The organism is Cupriavidus sp. H19C3 (genome assembly GCF_049393815.1).
GTDB lineage: Bacteria > Pseudomonadota > Gammaproteobacteria > Burkholderiales > Burkholderiaceae > Cupriavidus.
On the sequence record NZ_CP184985.1, the window covers coordinates 2745988 to 2763403 of the forward strand.

Sequence of the window (17416 nt, forward strand, 5' to 3'; positions counted from 1 at the left end):
AGGGCAAGTATGGCAACCATCCTCGTAGTCGATGACGAAATGGGTATCCGGGAGTTGCTCTCGGAGATCCTGAGTGACGAAGGCCATGTGGTGGATCTGGCCGAAAATGCGCAGCAAGCGCGCGAGTATCGCGCGGGCAGCACGCCCGACCTCGTCCTGCTCGACATCTGGATGCCCGATACCGACGGTGTGAGCCTGCTCAAGGAGTGGTCCGCGCAGGGCTACCTCACCATGCCGGTGATCATGATGTCCGGGCACGCCACCATCGATACGGCCGTCGAGGCCACCAAGATCGGCGCGTTGAACTTCCTCGAGAAGCCGATCGCCCTCCAGAAGCTGCTGTCCGCCGTGGAACAAGGTCTGGCGCGCGGCATCGAACGTCCGCGCGTGGCCCCGGCCACGGCCAGCGCGACTCCCGCCGCCACGACCGTGCCAGATGCCGTGTCGCAGTCGGCCCCCGCCGAGACGCCAGCGGAAACCGCCAATGGCAACGCGGCACGACTGCCTGAGGCTGAGATGCACTTCTCCTTCGACATGCCGTTACGCGAGGCGCGCGACCTCTTCGAACGCGCCTACTTCGAGTACCACCTGATGCGGGAGCACGGCAGCATGACCCGCGTGGCGGAAAAGACCGGCCTCGAGCGTACCCACCTGTACCGCAAGCTCAAGCAGCTCGGCGTGGAGCTGGGCCGCAACAAGCCGGAGCCGACCGAACAGTGATGGGCTTGCGCAGATTAGCAATCGGTGAAGCGCTGGGCGCTTGACCGAGTCAAAAAGCGCTGCTATAGTTTCGCTTCTTTGGCCCGGTAGCTCAGTCGGTAGAGCAGAGGATTGAAAATCCTTGTGTCGGCGGTTCGATTCCGTCCCAGGCCACCAGGTTGAAAAAAACGGACGCTTCGGCGTCCGTTTTTGTTTTGTGGTTTTGCTGCGGCCTTCATCGCCGCTGCGCCAGCCAGATTCCCCCAGCGATCGCCACCAGTCCCACGTAGTGATACCACTGCGGCCAGTCGCCCAGCAGCAGCGTCGAGAGCAAGGCCGCAAACACTGGCGTCAAGGTGATGAAAAACACCGGCAACTGCGCGCCCGCGCGTGCCACGGCGCGATCCCAGGCGAAGTAGGCCAGCAGGGAAGGGACGGTTCCCACGTACAGCAGGATGCCGGCGACCTTGCCGGTCCATTGGAACGACTGCGTCATGGTTGCCAGTTCCCATGCCGTGAAGGGCAGGCTGACGGTGACACCGGTGACGATCTGCGCGAACAACAGCGTGGGCAGCGGGACCTCGGGCCGGTGTTTGCGCAGCAGCCACGTGAATGCGCTCCATGCCACGGTGGCGGCCAGCATGAACAGGTCGCCAGGGACGAAGTCCAGTTGCGTCAGGCGACCGAGCTCGCCGCGCACGAGCACGAACGAGACGCCGACCAGGCATAGCAGCGCGCCGGCCACGTGCCACGACTTCACGCGCTCGCGAAAGAAGATCGCGCCGATCAACAGCAGGAACAGCGGCGTGGACGCACCGATCAGCGTGACGTTGATCGGTGTGGATGTGGTGAGCGCCAGGTACTGGAACGAGTTGTAGCTGGCGATCGAGAGTACGCCCATCGCGATCAGCACCGCGGCATGCCGGCGCAATGTCGCCCAATGCTCAACGACACCACGCCAGGCATAAGGCGCCAGCAGCAGGCCCGCGATGACCCAGCGCACGAGGTTCAGCGTAATCGGCGGCACCGTACCGGCCGCGAGCCGGCCGACGATGGCGTTGCCCGCCCACGCGAACGGTGGGAAAGCCAGCAGAAACAGCGTAGTCCAGTCGAGGCGTCGTGTGGCGCTTGCGGGCATGGGGAGCGGTTGTTCTGATCGACGGCGCATTATGCGCCAGAAGCGCCATGCCGCCGTGAATGCCCATGCCAAGGCACTAGTCACTCATACAACTAGTCACTCATACACATGGCGCGCAAACGATGCAGGCGCCTGCAACCAGGGCGGTGGCCGCCAACGACGAGAATGCGATGATGCGCCAGGTCACAGCCGTCAGCTCTCGATGAAGGTGTTCCCCGGCAACGTTGTATCGGGCTGGCCATCGATTGCCGACACGCGATAGCCCGATGCTTCAGCAGAACAATATCCCGCCATGGCATCCTCCTCGGCCATCGACAGACCGTGCCACGCGCGCGCGACCGAGGATGGCGGCAGGGTACGGTGCACGTGCCGGATTTATCCGAACAGCTCTTCCGCCACCGTCGGATGCAAGGGCAGCGTGGTCTTCAGGTGCGACATCTTTACACCAAGGCGCAATGCCACCGCGAAGGTCTGGACGATTTCAGGGGCGGCGTTGTCCATGAGGTGGGCACCGAGTACGCGGCCGCTGCGGGCGTTGAAGACGAGCTTGAACACCGATGCCTGCGGGATGCCGCCGAAGCGGTTCTCGAGCGAGACGAAGCGTCTGATCTCGGTGCGGATCCGTTCCGGCTTGCCCGCCGCTTCGATGGCCTGGTCTTCCGTCAGGCCCACCGCGCCGATGGCCGGCTCGCAGAACACGGCGGTGGGGACGTAGTCGAAGTCGGCCATGTCGCCACGCTTGCCGAACAGCCGGTCCGCGACCCAGCGGCCCTGTGCGATGGCAACCGGCGTGAGGTGCAGCGTGTCGGTGCAATCGCCGACCGCATAGACCGAGCGCACGGTGGTGCGGAACTGGCGGTCGACGCGGATACCGCCGGGGCGTCCGTCGCGCGCGCCGCGTTCGATGCCGAGCGCATCCAGGCCCAGGCTGTCTACGTTAGCATCGCGGCCGATCGCCGCCAGCACCGCCTGCGCGCGTACCTTCTGCGTGCGACCACCCTGTTCGTAGCACACCTCGTACGCGCCGTTGGCCTGCGAGATCAGTCTGGTGTCGACATTGAGATGGATGCGTACGCCCTTGGCGGTCAATGCCTCCGCGAGCGCCAGCGAGATATCGCGATCGAAGCGTTGCAGCAGACGGTCCTGGCGCACCAGCAGGTCGACCTTCACGCCATAGCGCGACAGGATCGAGGCCTGCTCCACCGCGATATAGCCGCCGCCGATAACGATGATCGAACCCGGTACGGTCTGCCACGTGAACACGTCGTCCGAGGTGCTGGCCAGCTCGCCGCCCGGGATTTCGAGCTGGCGCGGGTGCGCGCCGGTGGCGATCAGCGTGCGGCGCGCATGCACGGTCTCGTTGCCGATGCGGATCTCTCCCGGCCCTACCAGCTCGGCCTCGCCATGCAGGATCTCGACGCCCGCTTCATGCAGGCGCTGCGAATACGAGGCGTTGAGGCGCGCGACCTCGGCGTTGACGCGCACGATGGCGTCGCGCCAGTCCTCCTTGCCACCCGTATGCGCGAGGCAGGTCGACAGGATGGCCGCCCAGCTCGCGCCATACGACAGCATCTTCTTGGGTACACAGCCGCGATTGACGCAGGTACCGCCGATCGCGCCGCGTTCGACCAGGATGGTGCGCGCGCCCAGCGACGCCGCGCGCCGAGCCGCCGCCACACCGCCCGAGCCGCCGCCGATGACGACAAAGTCCACTTCGCGCGGACGCGCCGGTTTGCGCGCGCGCGTGCGGCGCGGCACATTCTCGATGGGCGTCTCGGCACCGACCGCGCGGGCACGGCGCTTTTCCTGTCGCGCTTCCTGACGAGCGGCGCGCGATGCCGCACGGGCCGCGTCGCGGTCCGGCGCGATGGGTGGTGTGTCCGATGAAGGCTGGCGCTTGGGCATCCATATCTCCTTGATTCGCGGCTGGCGCCGCTTCTCCACAACACGACCAACACCGGCTCCACGTGGCGCAATTGGCTAGGACGCCGGCAACAGTTCTTCCTGCCGGATCGACGGCCAGGCGCGCAGAAAGGCCTCGCCGTCGCGGCGGCCCAGATCGTAGGCGGCCGTCATGCCATCCGGCCGCGTGTAATCCCAACTCGATATCGGCACGCGCTGCGACGGTTGCAGATACAGACGCTGCTGCCCCTGCGTGCGCATCACGAACCGTTGCGGACGCGGATACGGCCGCGTCACCAGTACCAGCACATTGCCGGGCGCGGGATCGAGCGCATCCACCGGGACATTGTCGACCAGACCGCCGTCGAGCACGGCCCGGCCGTCGCGGTGCAGCACCGGCGTGAAGGGCGGGGTGCACGCCGATTGCAGCAGCAGGTCGGCCAGCGCCTCCACCGACGCGCAGTCCTGTGCACGCACGAATTCGGGATGAAAGCCAAGCTTGCGGCCGAGGCGCGGGTGCAGCGTCTTGAGAATGTGCTTGTCGATGTTGTACGCGAGCAGCCCGGCTGCGACCGCGAGCCGCGGCCCGCTCCAGCGCGGGATATGCGCCACGCCGATGCGGATCTCGGGCGCCGACTGCAGCCGTGCAAGGCGGCCTTCGTCGAACAGCGACAGCAATGCGCCACGATAGATGCCGTAGTGCGGAAACACACGTTCGCGGCGCAGCAGGTTGCCCCAATACGCATTGCGCGCGTTGCCAGCCAGCACCTTGCGGTAATACGCCATGGTCTGGTGCGAGTCGTGCGCGTAGATCATGCAGGCGGTGGCCGCGCCCGCGGAAATCCCGGCAATCACGCGCGGCGCCAGGCGCAGCTCCGGCGCGACGGTATCCCACCAGCCCGCTTGCCACCAGCAGCGGTTGCCGCCGCCGGCAAAGACGATCTGGTCGAACGGTTGCGCCGGCATCAGAGCAGCGCGTAGGTGGTGGTGGCCTGCACGGCGAGCTTGCCGTCCGCACCGGTCAGTTCGATCTCGCCAAAAACCACCGTCTTGCCCAGGCGCAGCACGTTGGCGCGCACCTGCACATCGCCATCGATAACGGGACGCATGAAGTTGGTGGTGAGCGTGACCGTGGTCATCGGGCGGAAGCCGCCGAGCGCGCTGGAGATGGCGACGATCATCGCCGTATCGGCGGCGGACATCAGCACCTGTCCGCACACCACGCCGCCGGCATGGCGGAAGCGTTCATCGAATGGCAGGCGCAGCGTCACGCCGCCCGCATCGACCGCCTCGGTGCGCAGGCCAAGCTCGCGCACCCACGGCGCGAGCACACGCGCCAGCGTGGCATCGGCTTCGGCGACGGCATCGGTCACGGCAACGGACGACGGGCTCGGCTCTGGCATGGCGCTTCCTCTTCGGCGTGCGGGCTTGCGCCATGATACATGCGGGCCGCAACCCGCGTCAGAACCCGATCACGATCCTGTCAGGACCGTACCAGAACCCCGGGAGCGCATCATGCCGCGTTGTCGGCTTCCGCACGCGCCGAGGTGCGGCTGGCGTGCCAGCGCAGCACGCGCGGAATGACCACTACGCCCACCGTCATCGCGAGAATCGTCGCCGAAATCGGCTGCTTGATAAAGAGACTCCAGTCGCCCTGGCCGATCGACAGCGCATTGCGCAGCTGCTTCTCCGCCATCGGCCCGAGGATCAGGCCGACGATCACCGGCGCGGTGGGAAAGTCGAAGCGGCGCATCACCATGCCGAGCAGGCCGATCACGAACAGCAGGAACAGGTCGAACCACGACTGGCGGATACCGTACGCACCCAGACCGGCAAAGATCAGGATGCCGCCGTATAGCAGCGGCGTCGGTACGCGCAGCATGCGCACCCACAGGCCGATCGCCGGCAGGTTCAGTACCAGCAGCATGACGTTGCCGATATAGAGCGAGGCAAGCAGGCCCCACACCAGGTCGCCCGAGGTCTGGAACAGCATCGGTCCCGGTTGCAGGTTGTAGTTCTGGAACGCCGCCAGCAGGATCGCGGTGGTGTTGGAGGTGGGAATGCCGAGCGTCAGCAGCGGTGCCAGCGTGGCCGTCACGGCCGCGTTGTTGGCGGCTTCGGGGCCGGCCACGCCTTCGATGGCGCCCACCTTGCCGAATTCTTCCTGGTGGTTGGAGAGCTTCTTCTCGGTCGCGTACGAGAGGAAGGTCGGAATTTCCGCGCCGCCGGCCGGAATCAGGCCGAACGGAAAGCCGATCAGCGTGCCACGCAGCCAGGCCGGCACCGAACGGCGCCAGTCCGACTTGTTCATATGCACCGAGCTCAGCTTGTTGAAGGTGCCATCGGGCTGCGGGAAGAACGCGTTGAAGAGCGCTTCGCCCACGGCGAACAGCCCCACCGCCACCACCACGATGTCCACCCCGTCATAGAGCTCCTGGATGTTCATCGAATAGCGCGTCTGGCCCGACAGCGAGTCCATGCCGATCAGGCCGATGCCGAGGCCCAGGAACAGGCTGGTCATGCCGCGCAGCAGCGACGAGCCAAGCACCGCCGACACGGTGGTGAAGGCGAGCAGCATGATCATGAAGTACTCGCCAGGCCCGAACTGCAGCGCGACATCCGCGGCCACCGGCGCGAACATCGACAGCAATACGGTGGCGATGGTGCCGGCCACGAACGAGCCGATGGCGGCGGTCGCCAGGGCCGGACCCGCGCGGCCGTTCTTGGCCATCAGGTTGCCCTCCATGGCCGTGACCATGGTCGACGATTCGCCGGGCGTGTTCATCAGGATCGAGGTGGTCGAGCCGCCGTACATCGCGCCGTAATAGATGCCGGCAAACATGATCAGCGCGGCGGTCGGTTCCACCTTGGCGGTGAGCGGCAGCAGCATCGCCACGGTCAGGGCCGGCCCGATGCCGGGCAGCACGCCGATGGCGGTACCGAGAAAGCAGCCCACCAGGGCCCACATCAGGTTGATCGGTGTGATGGCCACCGCAAAGCCGTGCAGCAACTGGTTCAGCGTATCCATGTCAGTTTCCTGGAAGTCCGGTCAGAAGCCGGCAATCGGCAGCAGCGGCAGGTTGATGCCGAGCAGGAATTCGAACAGCACCCACATCGGTACCGTGATGAGCAGGCCGATCAGCGCGTCGCGCACGATACGGCGGCTGCCGTAGCCACGCGCCACACAGACCATCATCAGCGTCGAGGCAAACACAAACCCGAGCGTCCCGATCAGAACCATGTTGAGCACCAGGCCAGCCGCGACCCACAGGAAGCCCTTGAAGTTGTGCGGCGCCGAGGGCAGTTCCGCATCTTCTTCCGGCATGTTGCGGAATCCGCCGCGCACGCCCTGCCAGGTCAGCAGCGCACCGCACACGGCCAGCCCGATGGCGACCAGGGTCGGCACGAAACGTGGAGACAGGCCGGCGTAGCCTTCCTCGCCGGAGATACCGGGAAGGCCGGCGAAGAAGAACGCCGAGATCGCCAGTACGGCGATGCCGATGACAACGTGAGAGGGTTTCATAGAAGCTTCCTGCAGGAGCCCGCGGCGCGCACGGTGGTGGCGTCGGGTGACGTACATCGAGGGCGGGATTGCGATGGCGCACCGGAGCCCATGCCGCCCACGCGCGAAGGTGCGCGGCGACCGAACCGGACCAGGGGCGGACCGGGGTCAGACACGCATCAGACACGCATCAGACCGCGGCACTACCAGATCCAGACAAGGCGGCGACGGCCGGGACGAAGACCTGCCAGGGTCCCGGCCGCGGGGCGAGATTACTTGGCCACGCCCAGTTCGCGCAGCGTCGCACCCAGACGCGTGGATTCGCTGTCGACGAACTTGCCGAATTCGTCGCCGGTGAGCAGGAACGGCGTCCAGTCGTTCTTCTTGACCGCCTCCTTCCACACGTTGTTCTCGGTGGCCTTGACCACGGCGTCGATCAACGCCTTGCGCTGGTCGGCGCTGATGCCGGGCGCGCCATACACACCGCGCCAGTTGTAGATCTCCACGTTGACACCTTGCTCCTTGAGCGTGGGGATGTCGGCGGTACGGTCCTTCGACGTGACCGCAAGCGCGCGCATCTTGCCGCTCTTGATAAACGGCAGGAACTCGGACACGCCGGCAATGCCGACCGTCACGTGGCCGCCCAGGATCGAGGCGGACGCTTCGCCGCCGCCGGCAAACGGCACGTAGTTGATCTTCTTCGGATCGACGCCGGCGTCCTTGGCGATCAGGCCAGCCAGGATATGGTCGATCGAACCCTTGGAGCCGCCGCCCCAGCTCACGCTGCCGGGATTGGCCTTGAGCTGCGTGGTCAGGTCCTTGATGGTCTTCAGCGGCGAGTTGGCTGGCACCGTCAGCACCATGGTGTCGGCATACAGGCGCGCGATCGGCGTGGCGTTCTTCAGCGTCACCGGCGGATGGCTGGTCTCGATCGCACCCACCATGACGGCGCCGGTCACCACCAGCGCGTTGGGGTTGCCCTTGTCCGTGTTGACGAACTGCGTGAGGCCGATGGTGCCGCCCGCGCCGCCCTTGTTGTCATAGGACGCGCCCTTGGCCACGCCCGCGGCGATCATCGCCGCGCCGAGCGAGCGGCCGGTCTGGTCGTAGCCGCCGCCGGGGTTGGCGCCGATCATGACCTTGACGGTGTCCAGCGCCCACGCGGGGGCGGCCGTTACCGCCATGGCGAAGGTGGCCGAGGCAAGCGCAAGGTGGGCAATACGGTGAAGCGAGCGAGGCATCGCGGTCTCCTGTGTTTTTTGAGTATGGGCAAATGGCGTGAATCCGGGGCACGCGCGGGGCCCGGCGCATGGGCAGGATTCTAGAAGCGCGAAACTGTCAAAAGGCTGTCAATTCACGCGCGGAGCGCTCGGGGTTTACGTGATGTTGTCTGCCAATGTCTGGATGAGAGACAGGGCTTCGACGCGCGCCATCGTGATTTCGCCATTTTCGCCACACTCGCCGGAGCTAATGCAGATCTAAACATCTTTGACTTGGCGGCCGATAGACAACTCTCTACGATTGCTTCGGTGGCCTGCAACACTTAGTTACAGATACAAGACAGGCCGCGATCGGGGAACATCCGCAAGGCAGGACAAAGCGGGTGGCCATTGTGGTGTCATCAGGGGTCAATCATGGATACGACGATCAGGGCAGCCGACGGCTGGCCTGCGGAACTGGATGCGGATGGGGACCGCACCCTGTGGAAGAGCACGATGGCGGCCGCCAGCCAGGCCATGGAAGCGGCCAAGGGCATGCACCAGTCGGTGGGCCAGGCGCTCAAGCTCCAACGCAAGATCATGGCGCTGCGCGATGAACTGCATCGCGCCGAGGCCGAGCGCGATCTCTACCGCGATCTGCATTCGCGCACGGTCGACGAACTCAACCAGACGCTCGATCTCAGCCCCGCCGAATGGCAACGGCTGCGCGCCGAGACCGAAACCCTGCAGATCCGCCATCGCGCATACAAGCTGCTGGTCCAGCATTACGCGCGCATCGGCGCGATCATCGATCCGGCGATCTTTGCCGAACAACGCAGCCGTGTGCAGCAGCACATCCTGTTCCAGCGCCGCAAGGGCATCCCGGTGTCCGTGATCACGGTCGAGGATATTGCCTTCCTGCTGCGCTGATTGACGCGAGTGGCGGTGCGTCGCAGGGGGACGCTCCGTCAGCCGTGATCGCGCGTACGATCGGTGCGGAAGTAAAGCAGCGCCAGTGCCGGACAGGCAAAACCGATCCAGCTCGCCAGGGGCCAGCCGCCGCGCGCATACGCCCACGCACCGATCGACGATCCGGTGGCGCCGCCGATAAAGAAGATCGCCATGTAGAGGCCATTGAGACGGCTGCGGTGCTCGGGGCTGATGGCGAAGATGGCGCGCTGGCCGATCACGAGATTTGACGACACAGCGAAGTCGAGCACGATCGCGGCCGCCGTCAACGCGCCCAGCGACAGCAGCGAGCCTTCGGCCCCCACGCGGCTGAGCAGGAACGAGGCCGCGCCGAGGGCCAGCGCGAGCGCCGTCATCAGCCGCGTATGGCCCTTGTCGGCAAAGCGGCCAGCCATGGGCGCGGCAATCGCGCCGGCCACGCCGACCAGCGCAAACACGGCGATGCCTTTCTGCGACAGATGGAACGCGGGTCCGGCCAGATACAGCGGGGCCGTGGTCCAGAACATGCTGAACACGCCGAACATGGCCGCCTGGTACAGCGCGCGCCGGCGCAGCACGGGCTGGGTCCGGACCAGATGCCACATCGAGGCCAGCATCGGCAGATAGCGCACGCCCGGCGGCGGCTGGCGCCGCGGCAGCTTGCGCAGCAGCACCAGGCCGAGCAGCACCATCGCGACCGCCGACACCGCAAAGATCATGTGCCAGCCAAAGACGTCCGCGAACACGCTGGAGACCGGCCGTGCCAGCATGATGCCCATCAGCAGGCCACTCATGACATTGCCGACCGCGCGGCCGCGCGCGTGGTCCGGCGCCAGGTGCGCCGCAAACGGTACCAGCACCTGCGCGGCAACCGAGCAGAGCCCGATCGCGCAGCTCGCGAGCAGGAATACGCTGGCATGCGTGGCAAACCCCGCGGCGGCGAGGGCGATCGCATTGCCACCGATCAGCGTCACGATCAGGCGGCGATTCTCCACCAGGTCCCCGAGCGGCACCAGCAGCAGCAGGCCGACGCAATAGCCGATCTGGATCAGCGTGACGATCAGTCCCGCAATCTCGGGGGATAGCGACAGCGCATGCGCGATCGGCCCGACCAGCGGCTGCGCATAGTAGAGATTGGCGACGATCATGCCGCAGGCAACGGCAAGCAGCGGCGTCATCCAGGCGGCCTGCGGCGGCATCGCGACGGTAGCCGGCTTGGCCGGGGTGGATTCGGTGGCGGTGGACATCGTTTCTTCAGGAGGACGCCGGGGCGCACCGGCGTTGTATGTCACGCATGACGGCGCGGGCAGGGGAAAGAGCCGAGGCAGGCTGGCGTGGGACCCACGCGCCCGAAAAACGCGATTCTACGCGGGGTGGATAACACGCATTGTGTCAGGGTTAATACCAAAGCACGGCGCCGTGATCGACACCGAATGCCTTACCAGCGTCGGTTCAGCTGCACGCCGAAGATCGAGCCGCTGGCCTGGGAGGCCCAGGCGTCGGCGGGCGCGGCGAAGGTAATGCCGTCGACGTCGTTGGCGCGGCTATAGGTATAGAACGCGCGCAGATTGGTGTTTCCCGCCGACTTGCCGAGCGTGAAAGTCGGCGCCACCGTCAGCGCCGTACGCTGGCCGCCCACGCCAAACCCCGACGAGATCTGATCGTGCGCAACCTCGAAAGTCAGGCGGAACTGGTCATTGGCCACATATGTCGGGCGCACGCGCGTGGCCGCCCATTGCAGCGTGCCGATGGCCGAGCGATCGAGCTGCAAGCTCGACTCCACCGAGCCGCCAATGCCGGAGGGCGTCTTCCATTCCATCGACTCCGCCACGCGTACGCGCGACAGCTCGGTGCCCATACCCGTGTAGCCCGTCATGGCCAGGCGCGATCCCTGGCCATACTGCAGGCCCAGGCGATTGGTGCCGTACAGCACGTCCTTCTGTTCGTGCATGGCCGAGGCCCACCAGGCACTGCCGGTGTTTTCCATGGCCGAGAGCGGCTCCACGCGCGTAAAGCCGACCTGCACCGAGCCCTTGTCGTTGGTACCGACCGGTGCCGTGCGCACGGTGTGATAGCTCGGCAGGTTGGCGCCGTTGAGGTCGGACCGCGCCGTGTACTGGTAGTTGAGGCCGAAGTCGCCGAGCTTGGCATTGTCGACGCCGAATCGCAGCGACGGCGAACTCGGCGGCAGCAGCCCCGACGACATCAGGAACGGATTGGTATCGCGCCGGCCGGCCCAGATGCTGGCATCGTCGAGCACCTTGAGACCGCCGCTGGAGAAGCCGCTGACCGCGGTATAGAACTGCGGCAGCAGTGCATACGGATCGACCGCGGTGGCACGCCCATTGACGGACGTGGCATCGGTGCCGCGCGCCTGCGCGACCAGTTGTACCTGGGCGCCGCCACTGAGGTCGACCAGCGATTCCCGCACCTTGACCTCGCCCGTGCTGGTACAGGCAAGCCCGCCGCCCACACCGGTCGACGGCGTGCCGCCACCCGAGCAGGCGCGTGCATTGCGGGGCTGGTCCGCCGCCACGGCACGGCCACTGTAGCCCAGGCGCCAGACCGAGGCCCCGGCGGGATCGTCGGCCGGCAGTTGCGAGCGCAAGACTGGCGGCTTGTCGGACGGCGTGGCCTCGGCATTCTCGCCTGCCCCTGCCTGGGCGGTCGTGGCCGCATCGGCCGGCTGCGCGGGGAATTCACCGAGCCGGTGCGGAAACAGGACCAGCGGAGGCGGAGGTGGAGGCGGCGGGGCGAGTTCGTCGGGCGGGCCGACGAAGTCGGGATCGACATTGGCCAGCGTGGTGGCACCAGGGTTGTCCGCGGGCGCCGCATCGGCGCTGGGGGAGGCGGCCGTGGCTGCCTTGACTTCCGCCTCGGGCGCCACGGAGGGCTCGCCCTCCTGGGCGCCGATCAGGTCGCCGAGCGGATCGGCGGAGGTGTCGGCGGAAGTCGCGGTGGAAGGTGCGGCGGGCGCGGCGGAAGGAGCGGAAGTCCCGGTAGAAGGAGCGGGAGTCCCGGTAGAAGGAGCGGGAGTCCCGGTAGGAGCGCCGGCGGGCGCGGCTGCCTCGCCGGTGGACGACACCGCGGCCACGGCCGGCACCACGGTCCGGGTCAGCTGCGGCGGCGGCGCCACCGTGGGACCGGTCTGCGCACACGCGGCGACACCCCACGCGGCCATGATGGCAACCGTGAGACGACGGGAACGCAAGCGGGCAGGAAACGGTACGGGATGCTGCATGACTCAAGATAACCCACGCGAACCAAGTCCAGATGAAACGGCGCGGAACGTCGAGGGCGGGCTCAGTTTTTAACAGGCGACCTTTTGGACCGCAAGCGGGGTTACAAAATCCATCGGGCCGTCCAGTTCTCACAATACGAAAACCCGCGCCGATTGTGTGCGACATGTCCATGACAACGGTGCGCGAGTGCTCGCATCGACCGTTGCACAAGTACCAACGACTAGCGAAAACCCGGACGCTCGCAGCGACCCGTGACCAAAAGGCCACCGCTATAATCGGCAGACCCTGCCGCCCGGGACACATGCGACGCGTTTTCCGCATGTCGCTTCGCCGCGACAGCCAGCAATACAGATCTATAACGAGGAGATATCTGATGGAACGTCGTTCCTTCCTGTTGAAGGCGGGCGCTGTTGCCGCCACCGGGGCATTGGCCGCATGCGGCAAGGATGAAAAGGCGGCTGCGCCGGCCGCGGCCGCGAGCGGTCCCGCCGCGCCCGCCGTCATCGGCAGCAACCCCGCCGTGGAATGGCGCCTCGCGTCGAGCTTTCCGAAGTCGCTCGACACGATCTATGGCGGCGCCGAAACGCTGTCCACGCGCGTGAAGGAGCTCACGGACGGCAAGTTCAACATCAAGGTGTTTGCCGCCGGCGAGATCGTGCCGGGCCTGCAGGTGCTCGACGCCGTGCAGAACCAGACCGTGCAGATCGGCCATACGGCCGGCTACTACTACTTCGGCAAGAACCCGACGCTGTGCTTCGACACGACCATCCCGTTCGGCCTGACCGCACGCCAGCAGACCGCGTGGATGATGCAGGGCAACGGCATGAAGCTGATGCGCGAGTTCTTCAAGGAATACAACGTCATCAACTTCATGGGCGGCAATACCTGCGCCCAGATGGGCGGCTGGTTCCGCAAGGAAATCAAGACGGTGGCCGACCTGCAGGGCCTGAAGTACCGCGTGGCCGGTTTTGCCGGCGTGGTGCTGGCGCGCCTGGGCGTGGTGCCGCAGCAGATCGCCGGCGGCGACATCTATCCGGCGCTGGAGAAGGGCACCATCGATGCGGCCGAGTGGGTGGGCCCGTACGATGACGAAAAACTGGGCTTCTACAAGGTGGCGCCGTACTACTACTATCCCGGCTGGTGGGAAGGCAGCGCGCAGCTGTCGTTCTACGCGTCCGCGCCCGAGTACGAAAAGCTGCCCGCGCTGTACAAGCGTGCGCTCGAGACCGCCACCATCGAGGCCCATACCACGATGCAGGCCAAGTACGACACCTTGAACCCGCAAGCGCTGGCCCGCCTGCTGGAGAACGGCGTGAAGCTGCGCCCGTTCTCGCGCGAAATCCTGGAAGCGTGCTTCAAGGCGACGCAGGCCTCGTACGCAGACGAGTCCGCCAAGAACCCGTCGTTCAAGAAGATCTACGACGACTGGCGCGTCTTCCGCAACAACGAGGCGCAATGGTTCAACGTGGCGGAGCAGGCTTTCGCGCAGTTCAGCTTCACGCACAAGCTGTAAGCCGCGTCGCGATCTGTCAGCAGAAGAAGCCCGTGTTCGTCACGGGCTTTTTTGTTCCTTGTAGAATCCGCCGCAACCATCGGATCTTCCCATGCAACTCGGCGTTCTCTACGCACTGCTCGCGTACATCATCTGGGGCCTGCTGCCCCTCTATATCAAATCGGTCCACGGCGTGGCACCGCTGGAAATCCTGCTGCACCGCATGGTGTGGTCGCTGGTGTTTCTGGGTGCCATCCTGGCGTGGCGCCGGCACTTCGGCTGGCTGCGCGAGGTGGCCCGCAACCATCGGCTGCTGCTCGGGTTTGCCGCCAGCGCGTCGTTGCTGGCCGGCAACTGGTTCCTTTATATCTGGGCGGTCTCCAACAACCGCGTGGTGGACGCCAGCCTCGGCTACTTCATCAATCCGCTGTTCAGCGTGCTGCTCGGCGTGGTGTTTCTCCATGAGCGCCTGCGCCCGGTGCAGTGGCTGTCGATCGCGATCGCGGCGGCCGGTGTGCTATGGCTGACCGTGTCGGCGGGGCAGTTGCCCTGGATCGCGCTGGCGCTGGCCGGCACGTTCGGCGGCTACGGACTGCTGCGCAAGACCGGCGCATTGGGCGCATTGGAAGGGTTGTCGCTGGAAACCCTGATCCTGTTCCCGGTCGCGGCAACGGCGCTCGGTTACCTGATCCTTACGGGGCAGGACACCACGCGGCACGCAGCACCAGGTACGCAGGTCCTGCTGCTGCTGGCGGGGCCCATCACCGCCGTGCCGCTGCTGTTCTTCGCGGCCGGTGCCCGGCGCCTGCCGCTCTCGCTGCTCGGCCTGCTGCAGTACACCGGTCCGACCCTGCAACTGCTGCTCGGGATCTGGCTGTGGCATGAACCGTTTCCCGAGCAGAAGCAGATCGGCTATGCGCTGATCTGGGTATCGCTGCTGCTCTACGCGGCGGAAGGCTTCTGGCGATCGCGGCGGCCGGCGGCGCCGATTATCGAAGCCAGTAATGATGCGCGGTAAAAGTTAGGATGGATGATTTCTGCCGCTGATGTCATGGCGGTTTTATACTGTACATTTATACAGTAACCCAGTGACGCCATGACCCTGGCCGCGCGGCGCATCGCACATCTCGATATGGACGCGTTCTACGCGTCGGTAGAGCTGCTGCGGTATCCGGACCTGCGGGGCCAGGCGGTAGTGATCGGGGGCGGGCGCAATGCCATTCCCGAAACCCTGGCCGACGGTACCCGGCGTTATGCGCGCCTGCGCGACTACGCCGGCCGCGGCGTGGTCACGACATCGACTTACGAAGCGCGCGCACTGGGCGTGTTCTCCGCCATGGGCATGATGAAGGCGGCCAGGCTCGCGCCGGACGCAATCCTGCTGCCGCCGGACTTCGATGCCTACCGGCACTACTCGCAGCGCTTCAAGACCGCCGTCAGAACATTCACCCAACAAATAGAAGACCGCGGCATCGACGAGATCTATATTGATCTGACTGATGTTCCGGGCGAGGTCGCGGCGGTCGCGGCGCAGATCAAGGCGGCCGTGCATGCCGCGACCGGGCTGACCTGCTCGATCTGCGTGGCGCCCAACAAGCTGCTGGCCAAGATCGGTTCCGAGCTCGACAAACCCGATGGCCTGACCATCCTGACGCCCGCCGATATTCCGACCCGGATATGGCCGCTGGCGGCGCGCAAGGTCAATGGCATCGGACCCAAGGCGGCAGACCGGCTGACCGCGCTTGGCATCGGCACCGTGGGCGATCTCGCCCATGCCGATCCCGGCCTGCTGCAGACCCACTTCGGTCGCAACTATGCGGCGTGGCTTGCGCAGGTGGCGCAGGGCCACGACGAGCGCCAGGTGGTGGTGAGTTCGGAGCCCAAATCGATGAGCCGCGAGACCACCTTCGAGCGCGACCTGCATCCGCGCCACGACCGCCCGGCCCTGTCGGAAGCCTTCACCAGACTCTGCATGCGCGTGGCCGAGGACTTGCGGCGCAAGGGCTATGTGGGCCGCACCGTCGGCATCAAGCTGCGCTTCGACGATTTCAGGACGGTCACGCGCGACCTCACGCTGACCGCCCATACCGCCGATGGCGGCGCGATCCGGCGCGGCGCGACCGAATGCCTCAAGCGCATTCCGCTCGACCGGCGCATCCGTTTGCTCGGGGTACGCGTCAGCGCGTTATTGCCTGCCAGCCAAGCCGCGCACGAACCGGTGCAGGAAGAACTGCGCTTCGACGGCAACTGAAGCCGCACCGTACCGGCTTCAGCCCAGGCCCTTGGTCTGCGCATGCAGACGCACCAGCCCCAGCAGCGCATCGAGGTTTGGCGTACCAATGCCCACGCGCTGCCCGATCTCGCGTACCGACGCCACCAGCGCATCGATCTCCAGCACGCGTCCGGCCTCGGCATCCTGCAGCATCGAGGTCTTGAACGCCCCCAGGCGACGTGTTACCTGGCAGCGGTCCTCACCGCTCTGCGCAATCGGATAACCGATTGCCTCGCCGATGCGGCTGGCCTCCGCCATGACGTCGAGGCAGAAGCGGGCCACCAGCGGGTCATCCAGAATGCGGTCGCAGGTGGCGCCGGTCAGCACTGACACCGGGTTCATCGTCATATTGCCCCACAGCTTGAACCACGCGTCGCGCTGGATGGCCTCGCTACGTTCGATCTCGATGCCGCCCTGCAGCAGCTGGTCCGCCACGCGATCGACGCGCGGGTCCGGGCCGCCCGCGGGCGTGCCGAGGATCAGCCTGGCGCCGAAAGCATGCCGGATCACGCCGGGTTCCGGGCTCGACGCCGACAGGTGCACGACGCACCCGACGACCTGCGCGACCGGCAGCGCGTGCGCAATGCGGCCATCGGGATCCACGGTCTGCAGGCGCTCGCCCGATAACGGGCCCGGCCTTTCGAAGAACCACCATGGCACGCCATTCATGGCCGGCACGATGATCGTATGCGGGCCGATCAGGGGCGCGATGCGCTGGGCCAGCTCGGGCAGGGCGGGCGCCTTGACCGCGAGCAAGACGATGTCCTGCGGTCCGAGCCGGGCCGGATCGCCCTCCGCCCGGACCGGATAGCTCGCCTGCCCGGCCTGGTCGATCAGCGTGATGCCGCGCGCCTGCAGCGCCGCGAGTGTCTTGCCGCGGGCCAGCACGTTGACCGGATGACCCGCGCGCGCCATGCGGGCCGCGATAAAGCCACCAATGGCGCCCGCGCCAACGATACAAAGGGAGGTCATGCAGAAGCTCCTTTTACCGCTTTATCATTCGTGAGATTAATGTCCCGTAA

General features: G+C 66.2%; 16 protein-coding genes and 1 tRNA gene. 6 read left to right on the top strand and 11 right to left on the bottom strand.

Going from position 1 to position 17416, the window contains the following annotated elements:
- Positions 1–9: 9 nt before the first annotated feature.
- On the top strand, positions 10–720 hold the full coding sequence (locus DFLDMN_RS12715) for a response regulator (RefSeq protein ID WP_423195310.1): 711 nt from the start codon (positions 10–12) through the stop codon (positions 718–720).
- An 80-nt stretch (positions 721–800) separates the two neighbouring features.
- Positions 801–876 (top strand) — tRNA-Phe (locus DFLDMN_RS12720).
- 58 nt (positions 877–934) lie between these two features.
- Here the strand turns inward: DFLDMN_RS12720 and DFLDMN_RS12725 are convergent.
- From DFLDMN_RS12725 to DFLDMN_RS12760, 8 genes are all read right to left on the bottom strand, one after another.
- Positions 935–1837, bottom strand: a complete 903-nt coding sequence (locus tag DFLDMN_RS12725) for a DMT family transporter (protein ID WP_423195311.1) — start codon at positions 1835–1837, stop codon at positions 935–937.
- A 192-nt stretch (positions 1838–2029) separates the two neighbouring features.
- On the bottom strand, positions 2030–2203 hold the full coding sequence (locus tag DFLDMN_RS12730) for a hypothetical protein (RefSeq protein WP_423195312.1): 174 nt from the start codon (positions 2201–2203) through the stop codon (positions 2030–2032).
- A gap of 9 nt (positions 2204–2212) precedes the next feature.
- A complete protein-coding gene (locus DFLDMN_RS12735) occupies positions 2213–3604 on the bottom strand; it encodes a dihydrolipoyl dehydrogenase family protein (protein ID WP_423198400.1) in 1392 nt (463 codons plus the stop codon).
- A 213-nt stretch (positions 3605–3817) separates the two neighbouring features.
- Positions 3818–4705, bottom strand: a complete 888-nt coding sequence (locus DFLDMN_RS12740; RefSeq protein ID WP_423195313.1) for a patatin-like phospholipase family protein — start codon at positions 4703–4705, stop codon at positions 3818–3820.
- Positions 4705–5142: a PaaI family thioesterase gene (locus tag DFLDMN_RS12745; RefSeq protein ID WP_423195314.1), complete on the bottom strand. Its 438-nt coding sequence runs from the start codon at positions 5140–5142 to the stop codon at positions 4705–4707. Before DFLDMN_RS12745 ends, DFLDMN_RS12740 begins: the two co-directional genes overlap by 1 nt.
- Positions 5143–5252: 110 nt before the next feature.
- A complete protein-coding gene (locus tag DFLDMN_RS12750) occupies positions 5253–6767 on the bottom strand; it encodes a tripartite tricarboxylate transporter permease (RefSeq protein ID WP_423195315.1) in 1515 nt (504 codons plus the stop codon).
- A 21-nt stretch (positions 6768–6788) separates the two neighbouring features.
- A complete protein-coding gene (locus tag DFLDMN_RS12755; protein WP_423195316.1) occupies positions 6789–7262 on the bottom strand; it encodes a tripartite tricarboxylate transporter TctB family protein in 474 nt (157 codons plus the stop codon).
- Positions 7263–7513: 251 nt separating this feature from the next.
- Positions 7514–8482: a Bug family tripartite tricarboxylate transporter substrate binding protein gene (locus DFLDMN_RS12760; RefSeq protein ID WP_423195317.1), complete on the bottom strand. Its 969-nt coding sequence runs from the start codon at positions 8480–8482 to the stop codon at positions 7514–7516.
- Between the two features lie 393 nt (positions 8483–8875).
- Between DFLDMN_RS12760 and DFLDMN_RS12765 the strand changes: the two genes are divergently transcribed.
- Positions 8876–9370, top strand: a complete 495-nt coding sequence (locus DFLDMN_RS12765) for a hypothetical protein (protein WP_423195318.1) — start codon at positions 8876–8878, stop codon at positions 9368–9370.
- Between the two features lie 38 nt (positions 9371–9408).
- On the opposite strand, the gene DFLDMN_RS12770 is transcribed toward DFLDMN_RS12765, so the two are convergent.
- Together DFLDMN_RS12770 and DFLDMN_RS12775 are read right to left on the bottom strand one after the other, a co-directional pair.
- Complete coding sequence (locus DFLDMN_RS12770) at positions 9409–10635, bottom strand: MFS transporter (protein WP_423195319.1); 1227 nt, start codon at positions 10633–10635, stop codon at positions 9409–9411.
- Between the two features lie 191 nt (positions 10636–10826).
- On the bottom strand, positions 10827–12629 hold the full coding sequence (locus DFLDMN_RS12775) for a carbohydrate porin (RefSeq protein ID WP_423195320.1): 1803 nt from the start codon (positions 12627–12629) through the stop codon (positions 10827–10829).
- 374 nt (positions 12630–13003) lie between these two features.
- Here DFLDMN_RS12775 and DFLDMN_RS12780 point away from each other — a divergent pair, with 374 nt between their 5' ends.
- From DFLDMN_RS12780 to dinB, 3 genes are all read left to right on the top strand, one after another.
- The gene (locus DFLDMN_RS12780; protein WP_423195321.1) at positions 13004–14143 is read left to right on the top strand and encodes a TRAP transporter substrate-binding protein; all 1140 of its coding nucleotides are present in this window, start codon (positions 13004–13006) and stop codon (positions 14141–14143) included.
- A gap of 91 nt (positions 14144–14234) precedes the next feature.
- Positions 14235–15140 carry an EamA family transporter RarD gene (gene rarD, locus DFLDMN_RS12785; protein ID WP_423195322.1) on the top strand — a complete coding sequence of 302 codons (906 nt, stop codon included), beginning with the start codon at positions 14235–14237 and terminating at the stop codon, positions 15138–15140.
- A gap of 78 nt (positions 15141–15218) precedes the next feature.
- A complete protein-coding gene (dinB, locus tag DFLDMN_RS12790; RefSeq protein ID WP_423195323.1) occupies positions 15219–16373 on the top strand; it encodes a DNA polymerase IV in 1155 nt (384 codons plus the stop codon).
- Positions 16374–16391: 18 nt separating this feature from the next.
- Here dinB and DFLDMN_RS12795 read toward each other — a convergent pair whose 3' ends face one another.
- Positions 16392–17366, bottom strand: coding sequence for a 2-dehydropantoate 2-reductase (locus DFLDMN_RS12795; protein WP_423195324.1), 975 nt, complete (start codon positions 17364–17366; stop codon positions 16392–16394).
- Between the last annotated feature and the right edge of the window lie 50 nt (positions 17367–17416).

Coding starts and splice junctions, on each gene's coding strand:
- DFLDMN_RS12725 (WP_423195311.1), bottom strand. CDS start 1,837: ATGCCCGCAAGCGCCACACGACGCCTCGACTGGACTACGCTGTTTCTG.
- DFLDMN_RS12775 (WP_423195320.1), bottom strand. CDS start 12,629: ATGCAGCATCCCGTACCGTTTCCTGCCCGCTTGCGTTCCCGTCGTCTC.
- dinB (WP_423195323.1), top strand. CDS start 15,219: ATGACCCTGGCCGCGCGGCGCATCGCACATCTCGATATGGACGCGTTC.
- DFLDMN_RS12715 (WP_423195310.1), top strand. CDS start 10: ATGGCAACCATCCTCGTAGTCGATGACGAAATGGGTATCCGGGAGTTG.
- rarD (WP_423195322.1), top strand. CDS start 14,235: ATGCAACTCGGCGTTCTCTACGCACTGCTCGCGTACATCATCTGGGGC.
- DFLDMN_RS12795 (WP_423195324.1), bottom strand. CDS start 17,366: ATGACCTCCCTTTGTATCGTTGGCGCGGGCGCCATTGGTGGCTTTATC.
- DFLDMN_RS12745 (WP_423195314.1), bottom strand. CDS start 5,142: ATGCCAGAGCCGAGCCCGTCGTCCGTTGCCGTGACCGATGCCGTCGCC.
- DFLDMN_RS12760 (WP_423195317.1), bottom strand. CDS start 8,482: ATGCCTCGCTCGCTTCACCGTATTGCCCACCTTGCGCTTGCCTCGGCC.
- DFLDMN_RS12770 (WP_423195319.1), bottom strand. CDS start 10,635: ATGTCCACCGCCACCGAATCCACCCCGGCCAAGCCGGCTACCGTCGCG.
- DFLDMN_RS12755 (WP_423195316.1), bottom strand. CDS start 7,262: ATGAAACCCTCTCACGTTGTCATCGGCATCGCCGTACTGGCGATCTCG.
- DFLDMN_RS12750 (WP_423195315.1), bottom strand. CDS start 6,767: ATGGATACGCTGAACCAGTTGCTGCACGGCTTTGCGGTGGCCATCACA.
- DFLDMN_RS12740 (WP_423195313.1), bottom strand. CDS start 4,705: ATGCCGGCGCAACCGTTCGACCAGATCGTCTTTGCCGGCGGCGGCAAC.
- DFLDMN_RS12780 (WP_423195321.1), top strand. CDS start 13,004: ATGGAACGTCGTTCCTTCCTGTTGAAGGCGGGCGCTGTTGCCGCCACC.
- DFLDMN_RS12765 (WP_423195318.1), top strand. CDS start 8,876: ATGGATACGACGATCAGGGCAGCCGACGGCTGGCCTGCGGAACTGGAT.